Consider the following 13,155-nt stretch of genomic DNA (forward strand, 5'->3'; position numbering starts at 1 on the left):
GCTAAGCCTCAACAGGGCTGCCCACCGGATGCTGGCGGATAACGATGGCGCGGAGCGATCGGCTTCGTCGAAACGGTATTCATTCAAAGAACTCCGGACGTCGTCCGGCGCTCCGCGACCCTTTCCATTCCCTCAGCGGCTTCCGCGTGGGGCGGTGAAGCCGTGCGCCAGAAACTCGCCGGAATCTTGTCCTCTAACGCGCCGCCACTTGTCGTTCGCGCGGCGGCGTTCTACGCCGTCAGACCAGTTCTATCGGGGATATCCATGAAGCTTGCGTCCATCGCCGCCGTCCTGGCGCTCACCGCGGCCTCCGCCGCCAGCGCCCAGCAGGCCTCCGACTGGCGGACGCCCGACCCCGAGAACATCCTGGTGGTCGACACCAACAAGGGCCGGATCATCGTCGAGCTGTCGCCCGAGACGGCGCCGAACCACGTGGCGCGGGTGCGCGAACTGGCCAAGGCCCACTTCTATGACGGCCTGACCTTCTTCCGCGTGATCGACAGCTTCATGGCCCAGACGGGCGATCCGAAGAACGACGGCACCGGCGGCTCCGACCAGCCGAACCTGGCCGCCGAGTTCCTGTTCCGCCGCGGCGCCGGCTACGCGCCGGCCGGCAAGGCGGGGACGGCGGAATTTGGCTTTGTCGGCGCTTTGCCGGTGTACAGCCAGAACAGCGCCCTGGCGGCCATGACCGCCGACGGCAAGGTGGCCGCCTGGGGCGCCTTCTGCCCCGGCGTCCTGGGCATGGCCCGGGCCAACGATCCCGACAGCGCCAACAGCCAGTTCTTCTTCATGCGCCAGCACTACGCCTCGCTGGAAAAGACCTACACGCCGTTCGGCCGGGCCCTGACCGGCATCGAGGCCATCCGCGCCATCAAGACCGGCGAGCCGGTCGCCGCGCCGCAGGACCAGATGACCACCGTCCGCGTGCTGTCCGACATGCCCGCCGCCCAGCGCCCCAAGATCCAGGTGATGGACACCCGCTCGGCGGCCTTCGCGGCCCTGGTCGAGAAGAAGCGGGCGGCCATGGGCGCGGCTTTCGGGCCGTGCGATGTCGATATCCCGGTGCAGGTGAAATAGATGATCCGCCCCCTGATCGCTTCAGTTGTCGTTCTGTCGACCCTCGCCGCGATCGGGGGCGCGCACGCCGCGTCGAAGGTCGCGCCGAAGATCGCGCCCCCGGGGCCGACGGAATGGCGGACGCCGGCGCCCGAGACCGTGGTGGTGATCGACACCAACAAGGGGCGGATCGTCGTGGAGCTGATCCCCGAGGTCGCGCCCGGCCACGTGGCGCGCTTCCAGGAGCTGACCCGCGAGGGCGTCTATGACGGCCGCACCTTCTTCCGGGTGATCGACCGCTTCATGGCCCAGACCGGCGATCCGGACGACACGGGGGAGGGCGGCACGAAGAAGCCAAACCTCAAGGCCGAGTTCACCTTCCGTCGCGACGCCTCGACGCCGTTCGTGGCCGCCGCCGCGCCGGCCGGCACCGAGGTGGGCTTCCTGAAGTCCCTGCCGGTCGTCAGCCAGGCCTGGAGCTGGGCCGAGGTCACCTCGGACAAGAAGGTCTCGGCCTGGGGAACCTATTGCCCCGGCGTGGTGGGCGAGGCCCGCGACGAGGATGTCAATTCGGCCAACAGCCAGTTCTTCCTGATGCGCCAGCCATATCCCTCGCTCGACAAGCGCTACACGGCCTATGGCCGCGTCCTGACCGGGCTCGACGTCGTGCGCGCGATCAAGACCGGCGAGCCGGTCGAGAAGCCGCAGGACCGGATGACCAAGGTTCGGCTGCTGGCCGACATCCCGGCGGCCGAGCGTCCCAGCGTCCGCGTCGTCGACACGGCGAGCGCCTGGTTCAAGGCCGAGGTCGCCCGCAAGCGCGCGGCCAGGGGCGCCGACTTCTCGGTCTGCGACGTCGATCTGGCGGTCGATGTTCGCTAGGTCACAAGCTGCGCTGTGACAACTGATCCGCCCTCGGGATCCAACCGAGCGGTTCCCCCCTTATGGAAAGCGGGCTAGAAGCCTTCCCGACTCCATTACCTCCCCTCAAAAGCTTCCAAGGGATGACCATGTCGGCCGACCTCGAAAACACCCTGCTGCTGACGCTCGAGTCCGGGCCCGTCACGATCAAGATGCGTCCCGACCTGGCCCCGGGCCACGTCGAGCGGATCAAGGAACTGGTCCGCGAGGGCTTCTATGACGGCGTGGTCTTCCACCGCGTGATCCCGGGCTTCATGGCCCAGGGCGGCGACCCGACCGGCACCGGCCGCGGCGGTTCGGCCAAGCCGGACATCAAGGCCGAGTTCTCCAAGGAGCCGCACGTGCGCGGCGTCTGCTCGATGGCCCGCACCCCCGATCCGAACTCGGCCAACAGCCAGTTCTTCATCGTGTTCGACGACGCCACCTTCCTGGACAACCAGTACACCGTCTGGGGCCAGGTGGTCGAAGGCATGGAAAACGTCGACGCCCTGCCGACCGGCGAGCCGCCGCGCGCCCCGGGCAAGATCATCAGCGCCAAGATCGCTTCGGACGAATAGTCGTCGCGTCGAACGTTGAATGAACCAGGGCCTCGGGAAACCGGGGCCCTTTTTCGTGGCGCCCTAGCTTCGCGGCGCCTAGCGCGCGAGCGTCACCACGACCGCTCGGTGATCCGAACCCAGGCTGGGACCGCGCTCGACCTTGACGGTCTTCCAGGCCTTGCCGGCATAGACGTGATCGATCGGCAGGATCGGGAAGGGGGCGCTGGCGACGCGCGAGAACTCGCCGGTCGGCCAGCTGGCCAGGGCGCGGGTGCGCCGCTCCAGGCCCAGGGCCTTGTCCTGGCGGCGCAGGGTCCAGGACCAGGGCGTGGAGTTGAAGTCGCCCGTCACGATCAGGCTGTCGCGGGGAAACCGCTTGAGCAGATCGACCAGGATCCGGCTCTGACCCTGCTGCCGCCCGGCGGGGATCGGCCAGACATAGTGGGCGCCGGCCACGGTGAAGGCGCCGTCCGGATGGCGGATCGTCGCCCAGGCGCCGGCCAGCGGGTGGTTGTCCTGGTAGAAGCCGCGCCGGTCGGCCAGCGGCCAGCGGCTGAAGATCCAGGTGTCGCAGACCTGCCGGCCGTCGCAGGTCACGTAGTTCGGATAGGTCTTGCGCAGTTGCTTGACGATCGGCCACGTCGAGCCGCCGCCTTCCTCCAGGACGACGATGTCGGCCTTCTGGGCGAGGATCCAGTCCCGGGTTTCGACCGGGTCGCTGTTCTGGCCCCAGACATTGAACTGCACCAGCTTGACGGTCGAGGCCGTCGGCGGCCGGGTCTTGGCGCTAACGGCGGCCAGCAGTTCGGGGGCCATCAGGACGCCGAGCGCGCAGATCGCCGTCAGGGCCAGGCCCATGATCGCGCGCCGCTCGAGATCCCGGGCGAAGATCGCGGCCAGCATCAGGCTCGTGACGCCGCACACCAGCCAGATCGGCGCCAGGTGGGTCAGGGCGTCGAGCCGGTCGCTGAACAGGCCGCCCCAACAGGCCAGGCCGGCGACCGCGCCGACCAGGCCGAACATCAGAGCGGTGCCGCGCAGGAACAGGCTGGCGAGGTTCAGGATCAGACTCATCGGGTCTGGCCTTAGCACGGTCGCACGGCGTCCGCGCCAGGCTTACTCGCCGCCGAAGTACATGAAGCTGATACTGCGGAATTGCTGGTCGCCGACCTGCAGGCCGCCCTTGAGCACGCGCCGCGTCTGGCCTGGGCCCGCGGCCTTGGCGGCTTTCAGCGCCTCCACGTCGAACGCGCCGGTGAAGGTCACCTGGCCGAGGCGAGGATCGACGCCATGGAAGCTGACCTCCCGGTCGTCCACCCGATAGGCGGTCGGCATCACCCGCACCGAGACCGTATGATAGGTCTGGCCCAGCTCGTTCTCGGCGGTGGGGCTGGTGACGTCGTCGAACGTCATGAAGATCGGCGCGTAGGTCGCGGGCCGCTTGCCGGCCTCCCAGTCGGCGAAGTCGCTGGCCTGGCCGATGCTCAGCGATTCCAGCTTGAGGCTGCCCGACTGAACGTCCGTGTCGGTGAAATAGAAGCCTAGGCTGTCCAGCGTGGGGTCGTGCGAAAAGGTCACCGGCGCCGGCGGCGTCGCGGCCGGGGCGGTGGACGGCGCGGGGGCGGTCTCGGTCTTCTTGGTCTCGGTCGCCGGTTGGCAGGCGGTCAGCAAGAAACAGGCGCAGAGCGCGGACAGGCGCTGGGTCGTGACGGTCATGGTTCCCCCCGTGAGACGTCGAGGACGTAGGATGGCGGTGGAAAGCGGCGTTTGTCCATCGAGGCTTGACCGGAGAGGCGGCGCCTGGACGCTTGACCTCGACGCCCCGTCGTGGCCTTGAAGCCGCCCCATGCGCCTGTCCGACTTCGATTTCCACCTGCCCGACGAGGCGATCGCCCTGCGACCGGCCGAGCCGAGGGATTCCGCGCGCCTGCTGGTCGTCCGACCCGATGGCGTGGAGGGCGAAGGCCTGGAAGACCGGATCGTGCGCGAACTGCCGGATTTCCTGCGGCCGGGCGACGCCCTGGTCTTCAACGACACCCGCGTGATCCCGGCCCGGCTGATGGGCCTGCGGGCCGGACGCGGGACCGGCGGCGGCGATGGATCGCCCGTGGCGGTCGAGGCCACCCTGCATCGCCGCATCGCCCCGGACCGCTGGGTCGCCTTCATGCGCCCGGGCAAGCGCCTGAAGGAAGGCGACCGCATCGCCTTCGGTCATGACGCGGACCGCGCCTGCCAGGCGGGCATGCTGGACGCCACCGTGATCGCCAAGCACGAGGGCGGCGAGATCGAGCTGGCCTTCGACTTCGCCGGCGTCGACCTGGACCTGGCCGTCGCCGCCCACGGCGAGATGCCCCTGCCGCCCTACATCGCCGCCAAGCGCGCCGAGGACGACCGCGACCGCGCCGACTACCAGACCGTCTACGCCCGCGAGGACGGCTCGGTGGCCGCCCCGACCGCCGGCCTGCACTTCACGCCCGAGCTGCTGGAGCGACTGAAGGCCCGGGGCGTCAGCCTGCACTTCGTCACCCTGCACGTGGGCGCGGGCACCTTCCTGCCGGTCAAGACCGACGTGGTCTCCGAGCACAAGATGCACGCCGAGTTCGGCGAGGTTCCGGCCAACGTCGCCGACGCCTTGAACGCCGCGCGCGCCGCCGGCGGCCGCATCGGCTGCGTCGGCACCACCAGCCTGCGCCTGCTGGAGAGCGCCACCGGCGAGGACGGCGTGATCAAGCCGTTCGCCGACGAGACGGCGATCTTCATCACCCCCGGCTACCGCTTCCGCGCCGCCGACGTGCTGATGACCAACTTCCACCTGCCCAAGTCGACCCTGTTCATGCTGGTCAGCGCCTTCGCCGGCCAGGCCGTGATGAAGGCGGCCTACGAGCACGCGATCGCCACCGGCTATCGTTTCTATTCCTATGGCGACGGCAGCCTGCTGTTCCGCGCCGATTCAGAGCACGCCTGATGGTCGCCTTTCCCTTCGAGATCTCGGCCACCGACGGCGCCGCCCGCACCGGCGTCCTGAAGACCCCGCGCGGCGACATCCGCACCCCGGCCTTCATGCCGGTGGGCACCGCCGCCACGGTCAAGGCCATGACCGTCGACCAGGTCAAGGACACCGGCGCCGACATCATCCTGGGCAACACCTATCACCTGATGCTGCGGCCGACGGCCGAGCGCGTGAAGCGCCTGGGCGGGCTGCACAAGTTCATGCGCTGGGACAAGCCAATCCTGACCGACAGCGGCGGCTTCCAGGTGATGAGCCTTTCCGGGATCAGCAAGGTCACCGAAGAGGCCGTCACCTTCTCCAGCCACATCGACGGCTCCAAGCACGTGCTGAGCCCCGAGCGGTCGATGGAGATCCAGGCCGACCTGCTGGGCAGCGACATCGTCATGCAGCTGGACGAGTGCGTGGCCTGGCCGGCGGAAGAGGCGAGGGCCCGCCAGGGCATGGAGCTGTCGGCCCGCTGGGGTCTGCGGTCCAAGACCGCCTTCGGGACCCGCGACACCCAGGCCCTGTTCGGCATCCAGCAGGGCTCGACGTTCAAGAACCTGCGCCAGGAGTCGTCCGAGCGCCTGCAGGAGATCGGCTTCGACGGCTACGCCCTGGGCGGTCTTGCCGTCGGCGAGGGCCACGAAGCCATGTGCGAGGTGCTGGACTACGCGCCCGCCATGCTGCCGGCCGACCGTCCGCGCTACCTGATGGGCGTGGGCAAGCCGATCGACCTGGTGGAGGCGGTCTATCGCGGCGTCGACATGTTCGACTGCGTGCTGCCCACCCGCTCGGGCCGCCACGGCCAGGCCTGGACCTGGGACGGGGCGATCAACATCAAGAACGCCCGCTACGCCGACGACGAGGAGCCGCTGGATCCGACCAGCGACTGCTCGGCCAGCCGCGACTACTCCAAGGCCTATCTGCGCCACCTGTTCAAGGCCGAGGAGATCCTGGGCCAGGTGCTGCTGTCCTGGCACAACATCGCCTTCTTCCAGGCCCTGACGGCCGCCATGCGGGCGGCGATCGCCGAAGGCCGGTTCGAGCAGTTCCGCAGGGACTTCGCGGCGCGCCAGCGAGCGGGTAGGGACGTCAGCTCGCGTCCAGGATCTCGCTGACGCCGCCTTGAGCGGGACGTTCGAGGTAGGTCGACAGGACGATGTAGCTGCGGGTGCTCCTCACCCCGGGCGTCGCGTAGAGCCGCGCGAGCAGGGCCTCCAGCGCCCGGCTCGAGGCGCAGCGCACCTTGAGCAGCATGCAGGTGTCGCCGGCCACCGAGTGGATTTCCTCCACCTCCGGCAGGTCGCCGATCGCCACGAAGTCCTGGGTCCCGCCCCAGCCGGCGGTGTCGACATGGACGAAGGCGAGCAGCGGCTTGCCGATCGCCGGCCCGTCGAGCAGGGCCACCGTGCGGCGCAGGCAGCCGGACGCGCGCAGCTTCTTCACCCGGTCATGCACCGCGGGCGCCGACAGGCCCACCCTCTGGCCGAGCTCGGCGTAGCTGACGTCCGAGTCCGCGGCCAGCGCGCTTAATATTTTTCGGTCGAACCCATCGAGCACGCGCCCCGCGACGTGCGGCTGCCGAACGACATCTGTTTTTTCCGCATTCGACATGTTCGTGCTTTCCTGAATGCCATTCGGACGTTTCTGTTGTTCTCCTAATAGCATTAGGGCAGCGAAATGTTCACCCGCAAGATACTCCTGCTCGCCGGCTCGATCGCGTTGATCGGTGCGAACTCGCTGACCCTGAGCCCGATCGCCAGCGCCGTCGCCGCTTCCTTCTCCGGCGTGGACGCGGCCGGCGTGATGAAGGCGGCCGCCGCCTACGGGCTCGCGACGGCGGCCAGCGCCCTGGTCCTGGCTCCGGTGATCGACAGGATCGGGCGGCAGGCAGCGCTCCTGCGCGCGCTGCTCGTCCTGGCGGCGGGTCTCGTCCTGTCCGCCTGCGCGCCCAACCTCCTGGTGCTGAGTCTGGGCCAGGTGCTCGCCGGCCTGGCCGCGGGCTGCGCTCTGCCGGCGATCTACGCGCTGTCGGCTCAGGTCGCCGAGAAGGGGCGCGAGAGCCAGACCCTCGGCATGGTGCTCACGGGATGGACCATAAGCCTGGTGGCGGGCGTCAGCGTCTCGGCGCTCGTCGCCGATTTCGCCCATTGGCGCCTGGTGTTCGTGGGGCTGGCCGTCGCGGCGGGAGGGCTGGCCGTCGGGGTCCATCGTCACCGGGGCTTCGCCCTGCCGGTCTCCTCGGCGCGCGCCAGCTCGCCCCTGACCGCGCTCCGCGTCCGCGGCGTTGGTCCCGCCCTGCTGACGGTCGCCGCCTACATGACGGCCTTCTACGGCCTCTACGCCTATCTCGGCCCGCATTTCACGGGAGCGCTGCGGCTGTCGACGGCCCTGGCCGGTCTGGCGCCCGCCGCCTATGGCCTCGGATTCGGGACTGCCGCCTTCCTGGACCGCCTGCTGGATCGCCATGGCGCCGTCGCCGCCCCGGTCGCGTTTCTGGGCCTCGGCCTCGTCTACGCGGCCCTGGCGATCGCTTCGGCCCACGCGGCGGTTCTCATCGCCCTCTGCCTCGTCTGGGGCCTGGCCAACCACATCGGCCTGAACCTGATCGTCGGACGGCTGACGGCGCTCGACCCGGCTCAAACCGGCGCGATCCTGGGTCTCTACAGCACCGTCACCTATCTGGCCGTCTCGGCGGGAGCGCTGTTCTATCAGCCGCTGTTCGCACGCTTCGGCTTCGCCGGCTGCGCGCTCGCCTCCGCCGGCTGCATCGCGCCCGCGCTGGTGATGACGCTGGCCCAGGCGGGGCGCGGATCGAGGACGCCCAGCAATAGAGCGGCGTGACGAAGGAACGCGGCGTGGAAGCGCCGTGCAACGGCGGGCAGAGGTCGAAGGCTCGCTTGGCCCCGCCGCCAGACTGGAGATTGATCCGATGAAACTGTTCTTCGCGCCCGAATTCAGCAGCCTCGCCGACCACATCGCGCTGCTGGAGGCCGGGCTTCAGGTCGAGATCGCCGAGGTGGACCTGGAGACGAAACGATTAAGCGACGGGGGCGCCTATCTCGACGTCAATCCTAAGGGACAGGTGCCCGCCCTGATGTTCGATGACGGCCAGGTGCTCACCGAGAATGCGGCGATCCTGGCCTGGGTCGCGGACCGGGCTCCGCATCTCGCCCCAGCGGGCGATCTCGGCCGCTACCGGCTGCTGGAGATGCTGAGCTTCATCGCCAGCGAGATTCACAAGCGGTTTCCGATCTATTTTTCGCTTTCCGAAGACGCGCGTACGCCGATCGCCGAAGACATCGTCCGCTGGTTCGCCTTCGTCGCGCCGGGTCTTGGGCGCGGCTACCTGTTCGGAGAAACGTTCAGCGTGGCGGACGCCTATCTGTTCGTCATGGCGCGCGGAGCGCTCCAGCTGGACTTCGCCTTGGGCGAGGAGTTTGAAGACTACGTCGCGCGCATTGAAGCGCGTCCCGCCGTGCAGGCGGCTCTGAGGCGAGAGGGCGTGTCCCCGAAGACCTAGCCAAGGCCGGGGCGGGCGACCCGCGCCCGCCTTCCGCTTTGGACGGGAGCCGTTACCAGAACTTGTAGATCGGCTTCTTCTTCTTGGTGGACGGAGGAGCCGGTTCGGCGGGTGGGGCGTCCACCGGCGGGGTGTCGGCCTCGGACGACCGGACCACCGGGGTCTCGGCCACCGGCTCATCCTTCATCCACGGGAAGCGCTTCTCGACCACCGGCGCGGCCGGCTTGGCCAGGTGCTGGGGCGTGGCCGGCGGATTGCAGCCGCGCGCCTCGCCCAGGCCCTTCAGATAGGCGCGGCGGATCGCGCCGGAGGCCACGGCGTGCTGCACCAGCTTGTCGTGCTTCTCGGCGCCGCTGAGCTTGCGGACCCAGCCCCGCATTGGGATCAGGTCCTGGGCGGCGCTGGCCATGGCGCCGAAGGCGGCCGAGCCGGCCATGCGTTTGCTGCGGTCCAGCAGGTCCTCGTTGTCCTCCGGCGGGCGCCGGTCGACATCCTCGCCCAGGGCCAGGTCCAGCGGCGCGACCAGCATGATCAGGGTCTCGCAGGTGATCTTCTTGCCGGGCGGCCGGGCATAGGGATCGGCCATGGCCTCCAGCAGGACCGGGGGGATCTTGGTGCGCACTAGGTTCATGTCGCGCAACGGGGCCTGGGCCGCGCCGGCGATGCCGTCCTTGTTGGCGTCGGAGGTGGACTGGATCTTCTGCGGCGGGGGCTCCGACTTGGACGCGCAGGCGGCCAACAGGGGAACGGCGACGGCGAGAAGCAGCAGACTGCGCATAGCGTCAGCCTAACGCGCGAAAGGCGCGTTCGTCATCTCCCTCTCGGTGCGAAAGCGCGCTTGCGACGCGAGCGCCCCCCGACTATGGTCCGCGCCGCTTCCACCGGCCTCCCGCCGTGTCGATGCGGGCCGGTAGCTCAGTGGTAGAGCATTCGACTTTTAATCGAATGGTCCTGGGTTCGAATCCCAGCCGGCCCACCAATCTTCCCGTTGAAATGATTGACTAAAATCACCGCTTCGGCGGCGCTCTCCAGTGATGGAGAAGCCGCCGGTCGAGCGCGGCGCGGCGCGTTGGGCGGCCCTCCACGGCGCGTGCGCGGCGTCTTTTCCGGACGAATCGATTTTCGCAAATCGACGCGAGATGATCGTCGGCGTTCGGTTGAAGGCGACACCGAAAGTTGAATCGTCTAGCAGTATCGACGGGGCAGTCGGGAGTAGGCGTTTGAGGGCGGGGGCTGGTGTGGATCGCAACGCGGCGTCGCCGGGTTTCGACGGCGCGTCGGACGCTTTCGCGCGCGCCCATGGCGCCCTGTTGCGCGGCAAGGACCTGCAGTTCGAACCGACCGCCGCGCCCAAGCCGCCGAACGTTCCAGACTGGCTGCTGGCGATCGGCAAGGTCCTGGCCGACGTCGCGCCCTTTCTGGCCTACGTGTTCTGGGGCTGCCTGATCCTGGGCGCGGCGCTGATCCTGTATTTCCTGCTGCGCGAACTGATCACCACCCGCTGGCCTTCGCTGAAGCCGAACAGGGGTCCCGTCCTGGACGACGAGGTCTGGCGGCCCAGCGCCGCCAAGGCCCGCACCCTGCTGGAGGACGCCGACCGGCTGGCCGCGGCCGGCCGCTTCGCTGAGGCCGTGCACCTGATCCTGTTCCGCAGCATCGAGGACATCGAGGGCAAGCGCCCGGACTTGATCAAGCCCGCCCTGACCAGCCGCGACATCGCCCAGCTGGACGGCGTGCCCGAGCGGGTGCGCCGCACCTTCAGCGAGATCGCCCGGGTCGTGGAGCGCAGCTTCTTCGGCGGCCGGTCCGTCGGCGCCGAGGAATTCGCCGTCTGCCGCAAGGCCTATGAGGGCTTCGCCTTCGCCGAGGCGTGGCGATGAGCGCGGTGGAGACCACGACGGCGACGCAGCCGCTGCGCGACGGCGACGGCCGCCTGTTCTCGCCCAAGGTCGTGCTGGGCATGATCGTGGCCGGGGTGTTCGCCTTCTCGGCCTTCGTCGTGCTGTCGACCTACGCACCGGACCTGCAGTCGGGCGACAACGGCCGGGCCCATGCGCTGTCGAAGTCGGCGATCGGCTATGGCGGCATGGTGCGCCTGCTGCGCGGGCTGAACGAGCCGGTGATCGTCAGCCGTCGGGACCTGAGCGGCGACGAGCCGGCCCTGATCATCTTCGCGCCGGAATCGAACGTCTCGCGGGACGCCTATGTCAAGGCGGCCAAGCTGTCGTCGAACACCCTGGTGGTGCTGCCCAAGTGGACGGGCGGACTGGATCCGCGCCATCCGGGCTGGGTCGGCGGCCTGAAGCCCGTCCGCCCCGTGGACCTGGCCGGCCTGCTCAAGGCCGTCGGCATCGCCAAGGCCTCGACCACGATCGACAAGGGCGCCGCGCCGCAGCGGCTGTTCGGCGCGCCGGGCAGCGTGGCCGAAGGGCTGGTGTTCGAGACCGGGCCCATCAAGAACCTGCAGACCCTGTCCGGTCCCGGCCTGACGCCGGTGCTGACCGACGGCAAGGGCCGGATGGTCCTGGCCCGCCGCATGCCGACCGAGACCTATTTCCTGGCCGAGCCGGACCTCCTGAACACCATGGGGCTGAAGGATATCCGCACGGCCAAGGCCGGGGTGGGCGTCGTGCGGCTGCTGCGCGACGACGCCATCGGACGCGACACCGACACCAGCGCCATCGCCTTCGACGTCACCCTCAACGGCTTCGCCCGCTCACGCAACGTGCTGAAACTGGCCTTCGAGGCGCCGTTCGTCGGAGCCACGCTATGCCTGGTGGCCGCCGCCCTGCTGATGGGCCTGCACGCCGCCGCGCGGTTCCGGGCGGTGCGGCGCGGCGAGCGGGCCCTGGCCCTGGGCAAGGACGCCCTGATCGACAATTCCGCCGGCCTGATCCGCATGGCCAGGCGCGAGCCGGCCCTGGCCCCGCGCTACGCCGAGCTGCAGCGCGCCGCCGCGACCAAGGCCCTGGGGGGCTTACGGGCCGGAGCCTCGCGCATCGAGGGCCAGGCCCTGACCGATTTCCTGGACCGCCAGGGCGAGCGTTTCGGCGCGGCCGACAGCGCCTCGAGCCTGGATGAAGAAACCCGAACGGTCCGTTCGTTGGGCGACCTGATGAAGGTCGCCGCAAAATGGCATCAGTGGAGACTGGAGATGACCCGTGAACGTCGCTGAGGTGCAGGCGCTCGCCGGCAGAATCCGTGCGCAGACCGCCAAGGCCGTGATCGGCCAAAACGACACCATCGACCTGATGCTGACGGCCCTGTTCGCCGGCGGCCACGTGCTGCTGGAAGGTCCGCCCGGCACGGCCAAGACCTTCCTGGCCCAGTGCTTCGCCACGGCGGTGAACCTGGAGTTCGGCCGCATCCAGTTCACGCCGGACCTGATGCCCGGCGACATCCTGGGCGCCAACCTGTTCAACTTCCAGACCAGCGCCTTCACCCTGGTGAAGGGGCCGATCTTCTGCGAGCTGCTGCTGGCCGACGAGATCAACCGCACCCCGCCCAAGACCCAGGCGGCGCTGCTGGAAGCCATGCAGGAGCGCAACGTCACTCTGGACGGCGAGCGCCATCCGCTCAGCGACCGCTTCATGGTGGTGGCCACCCAGAACCCGCTGGAGCAGCAGGGCACCTATCCGCTGCCCGAGGCCCAGCTTGACCGCTTCCTGTTCAAGCACGTGCTGGCCTATCCCAGCCTGGCCGAAGAGACCGCGATCGTCGCCAGCCATGGCGGCCGCACCGGCCAGCCTTCGCCCGAAGGGTTCGGCGTCGAGCCGGCCGCCGACGCCAAGACCATCGCCGAGGCCGTTGCGGCCGTGGCCACCGTGCGCCTGACCGACGACATCGTCCGCTACATCGTCGGCGTTGTGCGGGCCACCCGCGACACCGGCGAGCTGTCGGGCGGGGCTAGCCCACGCTGCGCGGCCATGCTGGCCGTCGCCGCCCGGGCCCGCGCGGCCCTGGAAGGCCGCGACTACGTCATCCCCGACGACGTCAAGGCCCTGGCCCTGCCGGCCCTGCGCCACCGGGTGATCCTGTCGCCGGCCGCCGAGATCGAGGGGCGCAAGGTCGACGACGTGGTGCGCGGCCTGGTCGACCAGGTCGAGGCCCCCCGATGAACC

14 protein-coding genes and 1 tRNA gene are annotated in these 13,155 nt (G+C 69.4%); 11 read left to right on the forward strand and 4 right to left on the reverse strand.

Annotated elements, in window-relative coordinates; translation table 11 throughout:
* The first annotated feature begins 264 nt into the window (after positions 1-264).
* The 3 genes from AC1DYP_RS14445 to AC1DYP_RS14455 all read left to right on the forward strand — a co-directional run bounded on the left by AC1DYP_RS14445 (position 265) and on the right by AC1DYP_RS14455 (position 2,537).
* Positions 265-1,080 (forward strand): peptidylprolyl isomerase, encoded by an 816-nt coding sequence (locus AC1DYP_RS14445; RefSeq protein WP_477046906.1) that lies wholly within the window; start codon positions 265-267, stop codon positions 1,078-1,080.
* Positions 1,081-1,941: a peptidylprolyl isomerase gene (locus tag AC1DYP_RS14450; RefSeq protein ID WP_477046907.1), complete on the forward strand. Its 861-nt coding sequence runs from the start codon at positions 1,081-1,083 to the stop codon at positions 1,939-1,941.
* 128 nt (positions 1,942-2,069) lie between these two features.
* Positions 2,070-2,537: a peptidylprolyl isomerase gene (locus AC1DYP_RS14455; protein ID WP_477033048.1), complete on the forward strand. Its 468-nt coding sequence runs from the start codon at positions 2,070-2,072 to the stop codon at positions 2,535-2,537.
* A gap of 78 nt (positions 2,538-2,615) precedes the next feature.
* Here AC1DYP_RS14455 and AC1DYP_RS14460 read toward each other — a convergent pair whose 3' ends face one another.
* Together AC1DYP_RS14460 and AC1DYP_RS14465 are read right to left on the reverse strand one after the other, a co-directional pair.
* Positions 2,616-3,593, reverse strand: a complete 978-nt coding sequence (locus AC1DYP_RS14460) for an endonuclease/exonuclease/phosphatase family protein (RefSeq protein ID WP_477046908.1) — start codon at positions 3,591-3,593, stop codon at positions 2,616-2,618.
* A gap of 42 nt (positions 3,594-3,635) precedes the next feature.
* Complete coding sequence (locus AC1DYP_RS14465; protein ID WP_477046909.1) at positions 3,636-4,235, reverse strand: hypothetical protein; 600 nt, start codon at positions 4,233-4,235, stop codon at positions 3,636-3,638.
* A gap of 130 nt (positions 4,236-4,365) precedes the next feature.
* On the opposite strand from AC1DYP_RS14465, the gene queA reads away from it, so the two are divergent.
* Positions 4,366-5,484 (forward strand): tRNA preQ1(34) S-adenosylmethionine ribosyltransferase-isomerase QueA, encoded by a 1,119-nt coding sequence (queA, locus tag AC1DYP_RS14470; protein ID WP_477046910.1) that lies wholly within the window; start codon positions 4,366-4,368, stop codon positions 5,482-5,484.
* A complete protein-coding gene (gene tgt, locus AC1DYP_RS14475) occupies positions 5,484-6,629 on the forward strand; it encodes a tRNA guanosine(34) transglycosylase Tgt (RefSeq protein WP_477046911.1) in 1,146 nt (381 codons plus the stop codon). The genes queA and tgt overlap by 1 nt, the downstream gene beginning before the upstream one ends.
* Here the strand turns inward: tgt and AC1DYP_RS14480 are convergent.
* Positions 6,604-7,071 carry an Lrp/AsnC family transcriptional regulator gene (locus AC1DYP_RS14480; RefSeq protein ID WP_477046912.1) on the reverse strand — a complete coding sequence of 156 codons (468 nt, stop codon included), beginning with the start codon at positions 7,069-7,071 and terminating at the stop codon, positions 6,604-6,606. The genes tgt and AC1DYP_RS14480 overlap by 26 nt on opposite strands.
* 120 nt (positions 7,072-7,191) lie before the next feature.
* Here AC1DYP_RS14480 and AC1DYP_RS14485 point away from each other — a divergent pair, with 120 nt between their 5' ends.
* Entirely contained in the window at positions 7,192-8,355 is a 1,164-nt protein-coding gene (locus AC1DYP_RS14485; RefSeq protein WP_477046913.1) for an MFS transporter, read from the forward strand.
* An 88-nt stretch (positions 8,356-8,443) separates the two neighbouring features.
* Entirely contained in the window at positions 8,444-9,034 is a 591-nt protein-coding gene (locus AC1DYP_RS14490) for a glutathione S-transferase N-terminal domain-containing protein (RefSeq protein WP_477046914.1), read from the forward strand.
* A gap of 52 nt (positions 9,035-9,086) precedes the next feature.
* On the opposite strand, the gene AC1DYP_RS14495 is transcribed toward AC1DYP_RS14490, so the two are convergent.
* Positions 9,087-9,812: a hypothetical protein gene (locus AC1DYP_RS14495; protein WP_477046915.1), complete on the reverse strand. Its 726-nt coding sequence runs from the start codon at positions 9,810-9,812 to the stop codon at positions 9,087-9,089.
* Positions 9,813-9,938: 126 nt separating this feature from the next.
* On the opposite strand from AC1DYP_RS14495, the gene AC1DYP_RS14500 reads away from it, so the two are divergent.
* From AC1DYP_RS14500 to AC1DYP_RS14515, 4 genes are all read left to right on the forward strand, one after another.
* A tRNA-Lys gene (locus tag AC1DYP_RS14500) sits at positions 9,939-10,013 on the forward strand.
* Positions 10,014-10,272: 259 nt separating this feature from the next.
* Positions 10,273-10,914 carry a hypothetical protein gene (locus AC1DYP_RS14505; protein ID WP_477046916.1) on the forward strand — a complete coding sequence of 214 codons (642 nt, stop codon included), beginning with the start codon at positions 10,273-10,275 and terminating at the stop codon, positions 10,912-10,914.
* Positions 10,911-12,209 carry a hypothetical protein gene (locus AC1DYP_RS14510; protein ID WP_477046917.1) on the forward strand — a complete coding sequence of 433 codons (1,299 nt, stop codon included), beginning with the start codon at positions 10,911-10,913 and terminating at the stop codon, positions 12,207-12,209. The genes AC1DYP_RS14505 and AC1DYP_RS14510 overlap by 4 nt, the downstream gene beginning before the upstream one ends.
* Complete coding sequence (locus AC1DYP_RS14515; RefSeq protein ID WP_477046918.1) at positions 12,196-13,152, forward strand: AAA family ATPase; 957 nt, start codon at positions 12,196-12,198, stop codon at positions 13,150-13,152. The genes AC1DYP_RS14510 and AC1DYP_RS14515 overlap by 14 nt, the downstream gene beginning before the upstream one ends.
* Positions 13,153-13,155: the final 3 nt, after the last annotated feature.

The organism is Caulobacter sp. P1_D6, assembly GCF_056406095.1.